Origin of the sequence: Kitasatospora sp. NPDC002040 (assembly GCF_040296785.1) — a bacterium.
GTDB lineage: Bacteria > Actinomycetota > Actinomycetes > Streptomycetales > Streptomycetaceae > Kitasatospora.
Genome location: NZ_JBEOXV010000001.1, coordinates 571,695 through 586,965 on the forward strand (window position 1 = coordinate 571,695; position 15,271 = coordinate 586,965).

Sequence of the window (15,271 nt, forward strand, 5' to 3'; positions counted from 1 at the left end):
CACGTGGATGCGGTGCTCGGCATGGAATATGACGGAAGGTCGGTGCGGTGACACGGATCACGCTGGTCGAGGGTGACATCACGGAGCAGCAGGTGGACGCGGTGGTGAACGCCGCCAACACCTCGCTGCTGGGCGGCGGCGGGGTGGACGGCGCGATCCACCGCAAGGGCGGGCCGGAGGTCCTGGCCGAGTGCCGGAAGCTGCGCGCCTCGCACTACGGCAAGGGCCTGCCGGTCGGCCGGGCCGTCGCCACCACGGCGGGCCGGCTGCCGGCCCGGTGGGTGGTGCACACGGTGGGGCCCGTCCACCTGCCGGAGGAGTACGAGGAGCGGGCCGGACTGCTGGCGTCCTGCTATCGGGAGTCCCTTCGGGTCGCGGCGGAGCTGGGGGCGCGGACGGTGGCCTTCCCGGCGATCTCGACCGGGGTGTACCGCTGGCCGTTGGAGGACGCGGCGCGGATCGCCCTCGCGGCGGTGGCGGAGGTCGTGGACGGCGGGTCGGAGCTGGTGGAGGTGCGGTTCGTGCTGTTCGGGGCCGAGGCGTACGGGGTCTTCGAGCGGGCGCTGGCGCAGCGGAGCTGACCGCGGTCCGGTGTTCCCATGGTGGCGTGACGAGGCGTCAGCGCACCAGAGGTAATCGATAACTCGTTCGAGTGAATCGTGAATCATGGAGCGTCACCCGCGGGGCCTACGGCGCCAGCGCGCTCCACGGCACCGTGACCTCGCCCTGCCGCCACCGCCCCCGCGCGTCCACCAGCGGCCAGCTCCCGGACAGCGCCCGGCAGGCGGCCACCCAGCGCTGCCGGGCGCCGAACGCCCCGTACGGCGCGGCGGCCGACCAGGCCCGGTCGAAGTCGGTCAGGAAGGCGTGCACCGGGCGGCCGGGCACGTTGTGGTGGATCAGCGCCTTCGGCAGCCGCTCGGCCAGGTCGGACGGCCGGTCCAGGCCGCCCAGCCGGGCCGCGAAGGTGACCGTCCGGGGCCCCTCAGGGCCGAGCGCGACCCAGACGTGCCGCCGCCCGATCTCGTCGCAGGTGCCCTCGACCAGCAGCCCGCCGGGCGCCAGCCGTCCGCACAGCCGCTCCCACACCGCCGCCACCGCCGACTCCTCGTACTGCCGCAGCACGTTGGCGGCCCGGATCAGCAGCGCCCGCTCCCCGCCGTCCAGCGGGACCTCGAAGCCGCCCCGGCGGAAGGTCAGCAGCGGCGGCTCGGCGTACGGCAGCGCCGCCGCCACCCGGTCGGGCTCGATCTCGATGCCGACCGTGCGGACGTCGGGCCGCACCGCGCGCAGCCGCCCGGACAGCTCCACGGCCGTCCACGGCGCGGCGCCGTAGCCGAGGTCGACCGCGGTCGGCGGGCGGTCGGCGGAGCGCAGTGCCGGGCCGAGGGTGTGGGCGATCCAGCGGTCCATCCGCCGCAGCCGGTTGGTGTTGGTGGTGCCCCGGGTGACCGTTCCGACCGGGCGGTCCCGCCGTCCACGGGCGGCGGAGCTGGTGGGATCGAACGAGGCGGCCATGCGCAGCAGCCTACGGCGGAGCCGGTGCGGGGCCCCAGCGGGCGGGCGGGAATGCCGTCCCCATCCTCGTGGGTTGTCACACTGGATGAATGCCCGCGACCCCGCGGGCGGCCGACGGGGAGCAACGAGGAGGTTTCCGCAGGTGACCCAGCACCCTGCAAGAACGGCTCGCCGTGCCCAGATCCTGCCCCCGTCCCGGGGCAGGCTGCAGGCCCTGGTCGGCGGCCGCTCCCGTCGACCGCGCCGGATCGCGATGCTCAGCGTCCACACCTCCCCGCTGCACCAGCCGGGCACCGGCGACGCGGGCGGGATGAACGTCTACATCGTCGAGCTGGCCAAGCGCCTGGCCCAGCTCAACATCGAGGTCGAGGTCTTCACCCGGGCGATCAGCTCCGACGACGCGCCCACGGTCGAGCTGGCCCCCGGGGTCCTGGTGCGGCACGTCACGGCCGGCCCGTTCGAGGGCCTGGTCAAGGAGGACCTGCCGGCCCAGCTGTGCGCCTTCACCCACGCGGTGCTGCGCACCGAGGCGGGCCACCGGCCCGGCCACTACGACCTGGTGCACTCGCACTACTGGCTCTCCGGCCAGGTCGGCTGGCTGGCCGCCCAGCGCTGGGGCGTCCCGCTGGTGCACACCATGCACACCATGGCCCGGGTGAAGAACGCCGCGCTGGCCGAGGGCGACACCCCCGAGCCGGCCGCCCGGGTGATCGGCGAGAGCCAGGTGGTCGAGGCCGCCGACCGGCTGATCGCCAACACCGCCGAGGAGGCCGCCGAGCTGGCCCTGCACTACTCCGCCAGGGACGACCAGCTGGCCGTGGTGCACCCCGGGGTCAACCTCGACGTCTTCCGCCCCGGCGACCGCAGGGCGGCCCGGGCCCGGCTGGGCCTGCCGCAGGACGCCGCCGTGCTGCTCTTCGCCGGCCGGATACAGCCGCTGAAGGCACCGGACGTGCTGCTGCGCGCCGTCGCCGCGCTGGTGGAGCGCGAGCCGGAGCTGCGCCACCGGCTGGTGGTGCCGGTGGTCGGCGGCCCGTCCGGCAGCGGCCTGGCCAAGCCGGAGAGTCTGCAGAAGCTGGCGGCCCAGCTCGGCATCGGCGACGTGGTCCGGTTCCACCCGCCGGTCGGGCAGGCCGCGCTGGCCGAGTGGTACCGGGCCGCCACGGCCCTGGTGATGCCCTCGTACAGCGAGTCGTTCGGGCTGGTCGCGCTGGAGGCGCAGGCCTGCGGCACCCCGGTGGTGGCCGCCGCCGTCGGCGGGCTGCCGGTCGCGGTCCGGGGCGGGCGGACGGGCACCCTGGTGACCGGCCACGACCCGCAGGACTGGGCCCGGGCGCTGCGCCCGTACGTGACCGACGCCGAGCTGGTGCACCGTCAGGGGGCGGCCGCCGCCGCCCACGCGGCCGCGTTCGGCTGGGAGACCGCGGCGGCCAGTACCGCCGAGGTCTACACGGCCGCGATGCACCGCTCCGGGCTGCTCGGCGGCCTGCGGCTGGCCTGACGGGGAGTCACGCCCGCGCTCCCCGGTACCGCCGAGTAACGTCTCCCTCATGGCAACCCGTACCAAGGACGACGCCCTCGCGCTGCTCCGCAGTGCCCTGGACGAGGCGGGCGTGGCCTGGGAGCCCGCCGCGACCGACCCGTACACGCTGGTCGCGACGCTGCCCGGGACGCGCAAGCTGGCCACTCCCTGCGCGCTCCGGGTCGGCGACCACACCCTCTCGGTGAACGCCTTCGTGGTGCGCCGCCCGGACGAGAACCACGAGGCGGTCTACCGCTGGCTGCTGGAGCGCAACACCAAGCTGTTCGGGGTCGCGTACGCGATCGACGCGCTCGGGGACGTCTACCTGGCGGGGCGGCTGCCGCTGGAGGGGCTGACCGCCGAGGTGGTGGACCGGCTGCTCGGCACGGTGCTGCAGGGGGCCGACGAGCCGTTCAACACCCTGCTCGAACTCGGCTTCGCCACCGCGATCCGGCGCGAGTGGGCGTGGCGGACCAAGCGCGGCGAGTCCACCCGCAACCTGGAGGCCTTCACCCACCTGGCCGCTCCGGCCGACGAGCTGCCGGAGACCGACTGACCGTCAGGCACCGACCGGCCGTCAGGCGCCGACCCGCACCGGCCCGGTGTCCGCGGTCGCCGCCGCGGGCTCGGGCGCCGGCCGTCGGCCGAGCAGTAGGAATCCGACCGCCGCGGCGGTGCCGAGCGCCGCGCAGGTGCCCCAGACCGCGGTCCCGCCGCCGTACTGGAGCAGCAGCCCGCCGCCGAGCGGGCCGAGGAACCCGGCGAGCGACCAGGAGAGCGAGTACATGCCCTGGTAGCGCCCCCGGGCCCGGGCCGGGGAGTGCTCGGCCACCAGCGCCATCATGGTCGGCGCGTTCATCATCTCGCCGACCGTCCAGACCACGACGGTGAGCGCGTAGAACACCGCCGACGAGCCCGCGAACATGGTCAGCCCGAAGCCCCAGCCGATCAGCAGCACGCTGACGGCCAGCAGCGCGGTCCGGTTCCGGCCCTCCATCAGCCGGGTCAGCGGGAGCTGGAGCAGTACGATCAGCAGGCCGTTCAGACCGACCACCAGGCCGTACTGCGAGGCGGGGATGCCGGCCAGGCCCATGTCGATGGCGAGCGTGCTGCTGCTCTGCTGGACGATCAGGGCGAGCAGCAGGTTGATGCCGACCACCGCCATGAACCGGCCGTCCCGGAGCACGGTGCCGAGCCCGACCTTGGGTCCCGACCGGTCCACGGCGGTGGCGGCCGGCTTGGTCTCCGGGATCTTCACGAAGATCACCACGGCGCAGGCGAGCGTACTGACGGCATCCAGCAGGAAGAGCGTCAGGTACCCGTGCGCCGCGATCAGGCCGGCCAGCGCCGCGGAGACGCCGAAGCCCAGGTTGATGGCCCAGTAGTTCAACGAGTAGGCCCGGGTCCGGTCCTCGGCCGGCACCACGTCGGCGATGATCGCCGACACGGCGGGGCGGGAGGCGTTGCTGGCCAGGCCGACCAGGAAGGCCACCACCGCGATCGCCGTCCGGCCGTCGGCGAATCCCAGCACCGCCATGCTGACGGCCGTCCCGAGCTGGGCCGCGAGCAGTGTCGGCCGCCGCCCGATCCGGTCGGTCAGCACCCCGCCGCCGATCGCCGCGATCGCCGAGCCGAGCCCGAACAGCGAGGCGACCAGGCCCGCGTACGCCGCCGAGTAGCCCCGGTCGGCGGTCAGATACAGGGCGAGGAACGGGACCACGAAGCCGCCGATCCGGTTCACCAGCGTGGAGATCCAGAGCCACCAGAACTGGCGCGGGAGTCCACCGGCCGTCTCCGATAGTGAGACGCGCAGGCGCTGGGGGACGGGCATCTGGGGGCTCCCGGGGTGCACGGAGTCCCGCTGAACGGACCGGGGCAGGCCGGATCGACCGCTCAGCGCAACTGTAAGTGGCTCATCTTCGATCTGCACATTACTGGTGGACCTTGGTCCCGGCCAGGGGTTATCCGGCTCTATTAAGCTGAGCACCATGGCTGACACGACCTACCGACTGATCCTGCTCCGTCACGGCGAGAGCCAGTGGAACCAGAAGAACCTCTTCACCGGTTGGGTCGATGTCGACCTCAACGAGAAGGGTGAGAAGGAGGCCGCACGCGGTGGCGAGCTGCTCGCCGCCGAGGGCTTCCTCCCCGACGTACTGCACACCTCCCTGCTCCGCCGCGCGATCCGCACCTCGCAGATCGCCCTGGACAAGGCCGACCGGCACTGGATCCCGGTCAGCCGCAGCTGGCGGCTGAACGAGCGCCACTACGGCGCCCTCCAGGGCAAGGACAAGGCCCAGACCCTGGCCGAGTTCGGCGAGGAGCAGTTCCAGCTCTGGCGCCGCTCGTACGACACCCCGCCGCCGGCGCTCGAGGACGGCACCGAGTACTCGCAGTCCGGCGACGCCCGCTACGCCGACATCCCGAGCGAGCTGCGTCCGCAGACCGAGTGCCTCAAGGACGTCGTCGACCGGATGCTCCCGTACTGGTACGACGCCATCGTCCCCGACCTGGCGGCCGGCAAGACCGTCCTGGTCACCGCGCACGGCAACAGCCTGCGCGCCCTGGTGAAGCACCTCGACGGCATCTCCGACGAGGCCATCGCCGGCCTCAACATCCCCACCGGCATCCCGCTCGTCTACGAGCTCGACGCCGACTTCAAGCCCCTCACCAAGGGCGGCCGCTACCTGGACGCGGACGCCGCCGCGGCCGCCATCGAGGCGGTCAAGAACCAGGGCAAGAAGTAAGCCCGAAAGTCCATCGAACCCCCGGTCGGCGCTTCGGCGCCGACCGGGGGTTTCGTGCGGTCGGGGGCACCTCCGCCGAATGGGCAGCCACCAACTCGGCGCTGTGGGGCGGGGGTTCAGGTGGTTCAGACCATTGACGGGTTGACCGGGCGCTCCTACGGTATGCACCAGCGCTGGCGCGAGCACGCCAAGATCCCCCACCGGCGGCCGGGCGCCAGTCATGCACTCCATCCACCCCCACAGCTCGCTCCGGCCTGCCCGGAGACGAGTCCGGAAGGAGCACCATGCGTAAGCGCCATCTGTTCGCGGCCCTCGTCGGGGCCCTGGCTGTACCGGTCGCCACCGCGATCCCGGCCTTCTCGCACGGCTACATCAGCGGCCCGCCGAGCCGGGCCGCGTACTGTGCGGCGGGCACCGTCACCGGCTGCGGCGACATCCAGTGGGAGCCGCAGAGCGTCGAGGGGCCGAAGGGCTTCCCGAACAGCGGCCCGGCCGACGGCAAGCTCTGCGCCGGCGGCAACAGCCGGTTCGCCCAGCTGGACGCGCCCCGCAACGGGGCCTGGCCGACCACCAAGGTGACGGCGGGTCAGAAGCAGAACTTCACCTGGAAGTTCACCGCCAGGCACGCCACCTCCTCGTACCGCTACTACCTCACCAAGCCGGGATACAACGCCTCCACGGTGCTCAGCCGGAGCAACCTCAACCTCACCCCGCTGCTCAACGTCCCGGGCAACAACCAGCAGCCGCCCAGCACGCTGACCCACAGCGTGCCGCTGCCGGCCGGGCTGACCGGGCACCACGTGCTGCTCGCGGTGTGGGACGTCGCCGACACCACGAACGCCTTCTACTCCTGCGTCGACCTGCAGTTCTAGGCGTGCCGCAGTTCTAGCGGCGGACGGCATACGTCGGCCGGGCGCCCCGCTCAGGACAGGGGCGCCCGGCCGACGGGCGAAGGGGATGGGCCGCTCGGGCGGACGGGCTCAGTGGCCGCAGCAGCCGCCGGAGACGCCGCCGCACTGGCAGGGCGCACCCGACTGGCAGCCGCAGCCGCAGCCCCCGCCGCAGCCGCAGGTGGCGGCGAGGACCGGCAGCAGGGCGGGGGTGGTCGGCTCGACGACGCTCGACGGCGGACTGGTCGGGGCAGTGGTTGCCTTCATCGCGCTGGGCCCTCCTCGGCACTGGCACACGGCGGCACACACGGAGCTGTGGCCACCCCATGAGTGAAGCCCCGCCGGTGACGGGGCGTCAACGGGCGCGCAGGGGCGGTTCCCCACCACCCCGTGCGCCCCCGTCATCGCACCCCCGCGGTCACGCCCCCGCCCGCTCCGCCTGCCCTGCCTGCCCGGCCCGCTCCGTCTGCCGGACCTACTCCGCCGACTCGGCGTTGGCGACGAAGTCGGCCACGTGCTCGCCGGTCACCAGGAAGACCACGCGCTTGGCCACCGAGACCGCGTGGTCGGCGAAGCGCTCGTAGTACCGGCCGACCAGTGTGACGTCCACCGCGGTCTCGATGCCGTGCTGCCAGCGGTCGTCCAGCAGGTGCGAGAACAGCTCGCGGTGCAGGGCGTCGATCGCGTCGTCGTCCTGCTCCAGCTCCAGCGCCTTCTCGACGTCCTTGGTGGCGATGACCTGGCCGGCCTTGGCCACCAGGCGCTGGGCGAGCTGCCCCATCTCCAGCACGATCGGGTGCAGGTCGTTCGGGACGGCCGTCTCCGGGAAGCGCAGCCGGGCCACCTTGGCCACGTGCCGGGCCAGGTCGCCGCAGCGCTCCAGGTCGGAGCTCATCCGCAGCGAGGTGACCACGATCCGCAGATCGGTGGCGACCGGCTGCTGCCGGGCCAGCAGGTCGATGGCTCGGTTCTCCAGGTCGTGGTGCAGGGCGTTGACCTTGTCGTCGGCGGCGATCACGCTCTCCGCCAGCGCCAGGTCGGCGTCGAGCAGCGCGGTGGTGGCCCGACCCATGGCCGAGCCGACCAGCCGGGCCATCTCGACCAGGCCGTCGCTGATCGAGTCGAGTTCCTCGTGGTACGCGTCGCGCATTCTGCTCTCCTCAGTAGCTCTGTCGGTGGCGGTGCCGACCGGTCATCCCGTCAGGACGGCCGCTGCTGGTGGCGGCATCGTAGTGCCGTCACCGCCCGCTCGGGCTGCGCAACCCACCCTGGGCCGTTCGGGCGACCACGCACGGCCGCGGCAGTGAACCAGTGGCAGCGTGAAGGTGAATTCTCGGCAACGCGCGGCCGATGCCTTGATCGGACCCCGGGGGTGGGCCGCCCCGATGCGCTTACGCTGGCCACATGGACGTGAATGTGGCCCTCGCCGCAGCCTGCGCCATAGCCGGGCTCGGTGTCGGTCTCACGGCCGCGATCGCCTTCCGCTGGAGTGAGCGGGAGCAGGCCAGGGCAGGCAGCGGAACCAAGGGCAGTAAACCGGGCGTGCACACGCTCACCCAGGAGCCGCCGCTCCCACCGGGCGTGGACACCGTGCTCTCGGTGCTGCGCTCCTGCGCGATCGTGCTCGGCGAGGGCGACGAGGTGGTCAAGGCCAGCTCCGCCGCCTACGCGATGGGCCTGGTCAGGGGCGGGGCGATGGCGGTGGAGCAGATGCTCTCACTGGCCCGCGCCACCCGCAGGGACGGCGAGATCCGCCAGGTGGAGCTGGAGGTGCCCAGGCCGGGCGCGGCCCGTGCCACCGACCCGCTGGCGGTGTCCGTCCGGGTTGCTCCGCTCGGCTCCCGGCTGGTCCTGGTGCTGGTCGAGGACCTGACCGAGCGCCGCCGGATCGAGGCCGTCCGCCGCGACTTCGTGGCCAACGTCTCGCACGAACTGAAGACCCCGGTCGGCGCCCTGTCGCTGCTCTCCGAAGCGGTCGCGGACGCCTCCGACGACCCGGAGGCGGTGCAGCGCTTCGCCGGCCGGATGCAGATCGAGGCGACCAGGCTGGCCAGCCTGGTGCAGGAGATCATCGACCTGTCCCGGGTCCAGGACGACCAGCTGATGGTCGACCCGGAGCCGGTCCCGGTCGACACCCTGATCGCCGAGGCGATCGACCGCTGCCGCCAGCCCGCCGCCGCCAAGCAGATCCACATCGCGGCGGGCGGCATCGGCGGCCTCTACCTGCACGGCAACCGCGGCCAGCTGGCCGCCGCGCTGGGCAACCTGGTGGAGAACGCGGTCAACTACAGCCCGCCCCGCACCCGGGTGGCGATCGCCACCCGGCGGATCTCCAGCGCCGCCGCCCTCGGTGAGGCGGACGGCGAGCTGATCGAGATCTCGGTGACCGACCAGGGCATCGGCATCTCCGAGAAGGACCGCGAGCGGATCTTCGAACGCTTCTACCGCGTCGACCCGGCCCGCTCCCGGGCCACCGGCGGAACCGGCCTCGGCCTCTCCATCGTCAAGCACGTGGCCGCCTCGCACGGCGGCACCGTGTCGGTCTGGAGCGTCGAGGGCCAGGGTTCCACCTTCACCGTCCGACTCCCCGCCGGGCAGGCTCCGGCGGCGAGTCAGCAGAGCCCAACCATCCTCCCCAACCCCCTTCCTGCCCCGGAGGCCCGATCGTGACCCGAGTACTGGTGGTCGAGGACGAGGAGTCGTTCAGCGACGCCCTGTCGTACATGCTCCGCAAGGAAGGCTTCGAGGTGGCCATCGCCGCCACCGGCCCGGACGCGCTGGAGCAGTTCGAACGCAATGGCGCCGACCTGGTGCTGCTCGACCTGATGCTCCCCGGCCTGCCCGGCACGGAGGTCTGCCGTCAGCTCCGGGTCCGCTCCAACGTCCCGGTGATCATGGTCACCGCCAAGGACAGCGAGATCGACAAGGTGGTCGGCCTGGAGATAGGTGCGGACGACTACGTCACCAAGCCCTACTCCACCCGCGAGCTGGTGGCCCGGATCCGCGCGGTGCTCCGCCGTCGCGGCGAGGACGGCGGGGTCGGCGACAACGGCGGCGGCCCCGGCGCGCTGGAGGCCGGCCCGGTCCGGATGGACGTCGACCGGCACGTGGTCACGGTGGACGGCGCCAAGGTCGACCTCCCGCTGAAGGAGTTCGACCTGCTGGAGATGCTGCTGCGCAACGCCGGCCGGGTGCTCACCCGGATGCAGCTGATCGACCGGGTCTGGGGCGCCGACTACGTCGGTGACACCAAGACCCTGGACGTCCACGTGAAGCGTCTGCGGGCCAAGATCGAGCCGGACCCGGGCGCCCCGCGCTACCTGGTCACGGTCCGTGGCCTGGGCTACAAGTTCGAGCCGTAAACCGCACACCGAAGGCCCCCGCTCGGTTCGAGCGGGGGCCTTCGGCATGGCGTGGTGTCAGTGCGAGGCCGCGACGCTGGTCGACGGGGAGGCCGAGGCACCGGCGGACGGCGAGGCGGAGCCGGAGGCGCCGGCCGACGCGGACGCAGACGCGGACGCCGACGGGGAGGCCGAGGCGCCGGTCGAGGCCGAAGCGGACGCGGACGGCGACGCCGAGGCGGCGGCCTTCGGGCCGTAGCCCGCGTACAGGCCGTCGGCCGGGTGCACCTGGGCCTCGGTGGAGACCTTGCCCGCCTTGGCGAAGGAGAACGAGGTCGGCGCGAAGCCGCCCACCTCCAGCTTGGCCGAGCCGACCCGGGCGACCGGCTGGCCCTCGCCGCCGAGCAGCACCGCGCCGCCGGCCGGGATGACGATCTCGGACAGCGCGGCGCCCTTGGCGTCCGCGAAGGTCGCGGTGACGCCCTCGCCGATGGTGACCGACTGCAGCGTCTCCGGGCTGCTGCCCGAGTTGCTGATGTTCACCGTGAGGTTGGCCGGCCCGGCGTGCTCCGAGCTGGAGCCGACCGCGGTCACCACCACGATGTTGTTGAGCTTGAGGTCGTTCCCGATCGACGTCGCGGCGTTGTCCGGCTTGATCTGCAGGGTGTCCGGGGAGTTCCCGGCGGCACAGGCGGACAGCGGGAGGATCGCGGCGAGGGCGATCACGGCGATCGCGCCGCGTCGAAGGCTGCGGCTCACGGCGGCGGCATCTCCTTGGAATCTCGGGTCGGTGGTCAAGGTCAGATTACCGACCGCAGTTATCCGGTTCTCACGGGGTGGCCCCGTGTCGCGGGTGGAGTACGGCCGGGTGCGCGGCGGGAGGGCCGGCCGGGGTGCCGCCGGGGGTGTCCGGCGGGGCCCGCCGGAGGCCACGAGCGCGTATACGGCAAAAACCCATGATCCAATCATGGTTTCGGGAGTGTTGCCAGAGGTTTCGTCAGGTGCGTACACCGCCTCCGACCTGCGGTAAGGCCCCGTCGAACACCGGTCGCAGCATGCCGGAGGTGCCCTTGTCAAGCCCCGAGACCGGCTCTGACCTGCGAAAACGCCCTTCGGGTGGGCCGAGAACCGTGTTATTCTGGTAAGCCACGGAAGGGGCCCTGTCACATGACGTTCAAGGTTGGCGACACGGTGGTCTACCCCCATCACGGGGCTGCGCTGATCGAGGCCATTGAGATTCGCCAGATCAAAGGTGTGGACAAGACCTACCTGGTGCTGAAGGTGCAGCAGGGAGACTTGACGCTGCGCGTGCCCGCGGAGAACGCGGAGTTCGTCGGTGTGCGTGACGTAGTTGGCCAGGAAGGCCTCGACCGGGTGTTCGAGGTGCTGCGGGCGCCGTACACCGAGGAGCCGACCAACTGGTCGCGCCGGTACAAGGCGAACCTCGAGAAGCTCGCCTCCGGCGATGTGATCAAGGTGGCCGAGGTCGTTCGCGACCTGTGGCGTCGTGAGCGTGAGCGCGGTCTCTCGGCCGGAGAGAAGCGGATGCTCGCGAAGGCACGCCAGATCCTGGTCAGCGAGCTCGCGCTCGCGGAGAACACCAACGAGGACAAGGCGGAGACGCTGCTCGACGAGGTCCTGGCCTCGTAACAGCAGTCCTCTGCAGGTCGAAGCGCCCGATGCCGGTGCGTCACCATGGTCACGTACGTGATCCAGGTGGCCACCCGGCACCTCGGGCGCTTCGGCGTACCCGGGCACGGATCCGAACGCCCTGACGGGACCCGGTGCTTTTCGGAAGGGGCCGGGGCACCGTCGGGCGTTCGCCAGGGCCATACCCATCGTGCCGAAGGCGCGAAACCTGACCGCGTGCACCCGAATCGCGAGTATCCGACGCGAGTATCCGAACAGAGAACGGCACAGCGCCGAAGGAGCGAAACCCTGAACGGCACAGCAGCAGTCGCAGCAGCCGTGGTCCCCGCCGCCGGGCGGGGCGAGCGGCTCGGCCCCGGAGCCCCGAAGGCCCTGCGTGAACTCGGCGGGGTGCCCCTGCTGGTGCACGCCGTCCGGGCGCTGGCGCGCAGCCGGGCGGTCGGCCTGGTGGTGGTGGCGGCCCCGGCGGACGGGGTGGCCGAGGTGGTCGCCCTGCTGGACAGCCACGGGCTGGACGGCAAGGACATCCGGGTGGTGGCCGGCGGTGACACCCGGCAGGAGTCGGTCCGGCTCGGCCTGGCCGCGATCCCGGCCGGGGTCGGCATCGTACTGGTGCACGACGCGGCCCGGCCGCTGGTGCCGGTCGAGGTGGTGGACGCGGTCGCCGCGGCCGTCCGGGCCGGTGCGGAGGCGGTGGTGCCCGCGGTGCCGCTGGCCGACACGGTGAAGCTGGTCGAGCCGCAGCCCGCCGGAGTGCCCGAGCCGGTGCTCGGCACGCCGGACCGGTCCGCGCTGCGGGCGGTCCAGACGCCGCAGGGCTTCCGCCGGGAGGTGCTGGCGGACGTGCACGCGCGGGCGCTGGCCGAGCCGGTGGCGGTGACCGACGACGCGGGCCTGGTGGAGCACTTCGGCGGCCGGGTGGTCGTGGTGCCGGGCCACGAGGAGGCGTTCAAGGTGACCCGACCGCTGGACCTCGTGCTCGCCGAGGCCGTACTCGCCCGACGGAGGGCCTCCGATGGCTTCTGAGACCTGGCCGACGCCGCTGATCCCGCTGGTCGGGATCGGCACCGATGTGCACGCCTTCGAGGCCGGTCGCCCGCTCCGGGTGGCCGGGCTGGACTGGCCCGGTGAGGAGTTCGGCCTGGCCGGGCACTCGGACGCGGACGTGGCGGCGCACGCCGCCTGCGACGCGCTGTTCTCGGCGGCCGGCGTGGGCGACCTGGGCGCGCACTTCGGCACCGACCGCCCCGAGTGGTCCGGTGCCTCCGGCGTCACCCTGCTCGCCGAGGCGGCCCGGATCGTCCGGGCGGCCGGGTTCGAGATCGGCAACGTCGCGGTCCAGGTGATCGGCGTCCGCCCGAAGATCGGCAAGCGCCGGGCCGAGGCCCAGGCCGCGCTGTCGGCGGCGGTCGGTGCCCCGGTCTCGGTCTCCGGCACCACCACCGACGGCCTCGGCCTGACCGGCCGGGCGGAGGGGCTGGCGGCGATCGCCACGGCCCTGGTCTACCGGGCCGGGACCGATCCGGCTTAGTCCTTTCGGTGGTCTGACGGGTGTCCGAGTCCGTTCGGGTGCGCCCGGTTCACTAGCGTGGCGGGTGAACCGGGCGTACCGACGGAAGAGGCCCCGCATGGCTGTCCAGCTCTCCGACCAGGCCAAGGCGCTGTTCGACGCCAAGTCCTTCGTCAGCATCTCCACCGTCCAGCCGGACGGCAGCCCGCAGTCCTCGGTGGTCTGGATCAAACGGGACGGCGACGACGTGGTGTTCTCCACCGTGGAGGGCCGCCGCAAGCACCTCAACATGCTCCGGGACCCGCGGGTCAGCCTGCTCGTCAACCCGCCGGACCACCCGTACCGCTACCTGGAACTGCGCGGCGAGGTGACCATGACCAGGGAGGGAGGCCGGGAGCTGATCGACGAGCTGTGCCGGAAGTACCTCGGCCACGACTACCGCAACGACGGCCCGGAGGACGTCCGGGTGGTGGTCCGGCTGTCGCCCCGGAAGGCGGTCGGCAACGCCTGAACCGGGCCCAGTTGACGCGACCATGGGCGAAAGGTGGCGGGGCACCCCCCGTGGCCCACTACGCTTGACGCTGTGAGCCTTCGCCTGTACGACACCAGCACCCGCCAGGTACGCGACTTCGTCCCGCTTGTACCGGGCTGTGTCTCCATGTACCTGTGTGGCGCGACCGTCCAGGCGCCCCCGCACATCGGACACGTCCGGTCCAACCTGAACTTCGACGTGATGCGCCGTTGGTTCGGCTACCGCGGCTACCAGGTCACCTTCGTCCGCAACGTCACCGACATCGACGACAAGGTGATCGCCAAGGAGCGCGAGCTCGGCACCCCGTGGTGGCAGATCGCGTACACCAACGAGCGCGCCTTCGACGACGGTTACCAGGCGCTGGGCTGCCTGCCGCCCTCGGTGGCGCCGCGGGCCACCGGCCACGTGCCCGAGATGATCGAGATGATGCAGACGCTCATCGCGAAGGGCCATGCCTACGAGTCCGAGGGCAACGTCTACTTCGCGGTGACCACGTACCCCGAGTACCTGGCGCTCTCCAACCAGGAGTTGGACAACCTCCGGCAGCCGGAGAGCACCGGCGAGACCGGCAAGCGCGACTCGCGCGACTTCGCGATGTGGAAGCGGTCCAAGGAGGGGGAGCCCAGCTGGGAGACCCCGTGGGGTCACGGCCGTCCGGGCTGGCACCTGGAGTGCTCCGCGATGGCGCACAAGTACCTCGGGAAGTCCTTCGACATCCACGGCGGCGGGCTCGACCTGATCTTCCCGCACCACGAGAACGAGATCGCCCAGTCGAAGGCGTACGGCGACGACTTCGCCAACTTCTGGGTGCACAACGCCTGGGTCACCATGAGCGGCGAGAAGATGTCGAAGTCGCTCGGCAACTCGGTGCTGATCTCCGAGATGCTCCAGCGCCACCGCCCGATCGTGCTCCGGTACTACCTGGCCGGGCCGCACTACCGCTCGATGATCGAGTACAGCGAGGAGTCGATCCAGGAGGCCGAGACCGGCTTCGCCCGGATCGAGGGCTTCATCCAGCGGGTGGTCGAGCGCTGCGGTCAGGTGGACGCGGCGCCCGAGGTTCCGCTGGCCTTCGCCGAGGCGATGGACGACGACCTGGGGGTGCCGCAGGCCCTGGCCGTCGTGCACACCGCCGTCCGGCAGGGCAACAGTGCGCTGACCGCGGACGACAAGGACAGCGCGGTGGCGCGGCTGGCCGAGGTCCGTGCGATGCTCGGTGTACTGGGCCTCGACCCGCTCGACGAGCAGTGGGCCGATGCCGACCGGGGCGACGACCTGCACGGGGTGGTCGACTCGCTGGTCCAGCTGGTGCTGGAGCAGCGGCAGGCCGCCCGGGGCCGCAAGGACTTCGCCACCGCGGACGCGATCCGCGACCGGCTCGTACTGGCGGGGCTGTCCATCGAGGACGGCCCGACCGGCTCGCGCTGGACGCTCAACAACCAGTAACCCCGCTATCCGGGGTGAGGGTGGGCCGTACCGCACCGGTACGGCCCATCCGCATGACGCAGAGCATGCCGTCGGCGATCGCCGCCGGGGCGTGCGAGACAGACAAGGGAAGTAC

General features: G+C 72.3%; 17 protein-coding genes. 12 read left to right on the forward strand and 5 right to left on the reverse strand.

From position 1 onward, the window contains the following. Positions 1-47 precede the first annotated feature (47 nt). Positions 48-581: an O-acetyl-ADP-ribose deacetylase gene (locus ABT118_RS02760; RefSeq protein WP_350644423.1), complete on the forward strand. Its 534-nt coding sequence runs from the start codon at positions 48-50 to the stop codon at positions 579-581. Between the two features lie 106 nt (positions 582-687). Here the strand turns inward: ABT118_RS02760 and ABT118_RS02765 are convergent, their stop codons facing one another. Further along, positions 688-1,518: a class I SAM-dependent methyltransferase gene (locus tag ABT118_RS02765; RefSeq protein WP_350644424.1), complete on the reverse strand. Its 831-nt coding sequence runs from the start codon at positions 1,516-1,518 to the stop codon at positions 688-690. A 142-nt stretch (positions 1,519-1,660) separates the two neighbouring features. Here ABT118_RS02765 and mshA point away from each other — a divergent pair, with 142 nt between their 5' ends. Both mshA and ABT118_RS02775 read left to right on the forward strand, forming a co-directional pair. After that, complete coding sequence (mshA, locus tag ABT118_RS02770; protein WP_350644425.1) at positions 1,661-3,019, forward strand: D-inositol-3-phosphate glycosyltransferase; 1,359 nt, start codon at positions 1,661-1,663, stop codon at positions 3,017-3,019. Positions 3,020-3,068: 49 nt separating this feature from the next. Continuing rightward, positions 3,069-3,596 carry a YbjN domain-containing protein gene (locus tag ABT118_RS02775; protein ID WP_350644426.1) on the forward strand — a complete coding sequence of 176 codons (528 nt, stop codon included), beginning with the start codon at positions 3,069-3,071 and terminating at the stop codon, positions 3,594-3,596. A 21-nt stretch (positions 3,597-3,617) separates the two neighbouring features. Here ABT118_RS02775 and ABT118_RS02780 read toward each other — a convergent pair whose 3' ends face one another. Further along, positions 3,618-4,871 (reverse strand): MDR family MFS transporter, encoded by a 1,254-nt coding sequence (locus ABT118_RS02780; RefSeq protein ID WP_350644427.1) that lies wholly within the window; start codon positions 4,869-4,871, stop codon positions 3,618-3,620. 157 nt (positions 4,872-5,028) lie between these two features. On the opposite strand from ABT118_RS02780, the gene ABT118_RS02785 reads away from it, so the two are divergent. Together ABT118_RS02785 and ABT118_RS02790 are read left to right on the forward strand one after the other, a co-directional pair. Continuing rightward, positions 5,029-5,787: a phosphoglyceromutase gene (locus tag ABT118_RS02785; RefSeq protein ID WP_350644428.1), complete on the forward strand. Its 759-nt coding sequence runs from the start codon at positions 5,029-5,031 to the stop codon at positions 5,785-5,787. Between the two features lie 284 nt (positions 5,788-6,071). Further along, a complete protein-coding gene (locus ABT118_RS02790) occupies positions 6,072-6,659 on the forward strand; it encodes a lytic polysaccharide monooxygenase auxiliary activity family 9 protein (RefSeq protein ID WP_350644429.1) in 588 nt (195 codons plus the stop codon). A gap of 108 nt (positions 6,660-6,767) precedes the next feature. Here the strand turns inward: ABT118_RS02790 and ABT118_RS02795 are convergent, their stop codons facing one another. Further along, entirely contained in the window at positions 6,768-6,944 is a 177-nt protein-coding gene (locus ABT118_RS02795) for a hypothetical protein (RefSeq protein WP_350644430.1), read from the reverse strand. Positions 6,945-7,152: 208 nt separating this feature from the next. After that, a complete protein-coding gene (gene phoU / locus ABT118_RS02800) occupies positions 7,153-7,827 on the reverse strand; it encodes a phosphate signaling complex protein PhoU (RefSeq protein ID WP_184917955.1) in 675 nt (224 codons plus the stop codon). Between the two features lie 254 nt (positions 7,828-8,081). On the opposite strand from phoU, the gene phoR reads away from it, so the two are divergent. Then, the gene (gene phoR / locus ABT118_RS02805) at positions 8,082-9,347 is read left to right on the forward strand and encodes a two-component system sensor histidine kinase PhoR (RefSeq protein ID WP_350644431.1); all 1,266 of its coding nucleotides are present in this window, start codon (positions 8,082-8,084) and stop codon (positions 9,345-9,347) included. Beyond that, a complete protein-coding gene (phoP, locus tag ABT118_RS02810; protein ID WP_350644432.1) occupies positions 9,344-10,039 on the forward strand; it encodes a two-component system response regulator PhoP in 696 nt (231 codons plus the stop codon). Before phoR ends, phoP begins: the two co-directional genes overlap by 4 nt. Positions 10,040-10,096: 57 nt before the next feature. On the opposite strand, the gene ABT118_RS02815 is transcribed toward phoP, so the two are convergent. After that, positions 10,097-10,777, reverse strand: coding sequence for a DUF461 domain-containing protein (locus ABT118_RS02815; protein WP_350644433.1), 681 nt, complete (start codon positions 10,775-10,777; stop codon positions 10,097-10,099). Positions 10,778-11,185: 408 nt separating this feature from the next. Here ABT118_RS02815 and ABT118_RS02820 point away from each other — a divergent pair, with 408 nt between their 5' ends. The 5 genes from ABT118_RS02820 to cysS all read left to right on the forward strand — a co-directional run bounded on the left by ABT118_RS02820 (position 11,186) and on the right by cysS (position 15,156). Continuing rightward, positions 11,186-11,668, forward strand: coding sequence for a CarD family transcriptional regulator (locus tag ABT118_RS02820; protein WP_030244332.1), 483 nt, complete (start codon positions 11,186-11,188; stop codon positions 11,666-11,668). Between the two features lie 288 nt (positions 11,669-11,956). Beyond that, positions 11,957-12,694 (forward strand): 2-C-methyl-D-erythritol 4-phosphate cytidylyltransferase, encoded by a 738-nt coding sequence (gene ispD / locus ABT118_RS02825; protein WP_350645089.1) that lies wholly within the window; start codon positions 11,957-11,959, stop codon positions 12,692-12,694. Continuing rightward, positions 12,684-13,199: a 2-C-methyl-D-erythritol 2,4-cyclodiphosphate synthase gene (ispF, locus tag ABT118_RS02830; protein ID WP_350644434.1), complete on the forward strand. Its 516-nt coding sequence runs from the start codon at positions 12,684-12,686 to the stop codon at positions 13,197-13,199. The genes ispD and ispF overlap by 11 nt, the downstream gene beginning before the upstream one ends. 97 nt (positions 13,200-13,296) lie before the next feature. Then, the gene (locus tag ABT118_RS02835; protein WP_350644436.1) at positions 13,297-13,689 is read left to right on the forward strand and encodes a PPOX class F420-dependent oxidoreductase; all 393 of its coding nucleotides are present in this window, start codon (positions 13,297-13,299) and stop codon (positions 13,687-13,689) included. Positions 13,690-13,761: 72 nt separating this feature from the next. Beyond that, the gene (gene cysS, locus ABT118_RS02840) at positions 13,762-15,156 is read left to right on the forward strand and encodes a cysteine--tRNA ligase (protein ID WP_350644437.1); all 1,395 of its coding nucleotides are present in this window, start codon (positions 13,762-13,764) and stop codon (positions 15,154-15,156) included. Positions 15,157-15,271: the final 115 nt, after the last annotated feature.

Coding starts and splice junctions, on each gene's coding strand:
- ispF (WP_350644434.1), top strand. CDS start 12,684: ATGGCTTCTGAGACCTGGCCGACGCCGCTGATCCCGCTGGTCGGGATC.
- ABT118_RS02765 (WP_350644424.1), bottom strand. CDS start 1,518: ATGGCCGCCTCGTTCGATCCCACCAGCTCCGCCGCCCGTGGACGGCGG.
- ABT118_RS02835 (WP_350644436.1), top strand. CDS start 13,297: ATGGCTGTCCAGCTCTCCGACCAGGCCAAGGCGCTGTTCGACGCCAAG.
- ABT118_RS02820 (WP_030244332.1), top strand. CDS start 11,186: ATGACGTTCAAGGTTGGCGACACGGTGGTCTACCCCCATCACGGGGCT.
- phoR (WP_350644431.1), top strand. CDS start 8,082: ATGGACGTGAATGTGGCCCTCGCCGCAGCCTGCGCCATAGCCGGGCTC.
- ABT118_RS02785 (WP_350644428.1), top strand. CDS start 5,029: ATGGCTGACACGACCTACCGACTGATCCTGCTCCGTCACGGCGAGAGC.
- phoU (WP_184917955.1), bottom strand. CDS start 7,827: ATGCGCGACGCGTACCACGAGGAACTCGACTCGATCAGCGACGGCCTG.
- ABT118_RS02775 (WP_350644426.1), top strand. CDS start 3,069: ATGGCAACCCGTACCAAGGACGACGCCCTCGCGCTGCTCCGCAGTGCC.
- ABT118_RS02790 (WP_350644429.1), top strand. CDS start 6,072: ATGCGTAAGCGCCATCTGTTCGCGGCCCTCGTCGGGGCCCTGGCTGTA.
- ABT118_RS02795 (WP_350644430.1), bottom strand. CDS start 6,944: ATGAAGGCAACCACTGCCCCGACCAGTCCGCCGTCGAGCGTCGTCGAG.
- ABT118_RS02780 (WP_350644427.1), bottom strand. CDS start 4,871: ATGCCCGTCCCCCAGCGCCTGCGCGTCTCACTATCGGAGACGGCCGGT.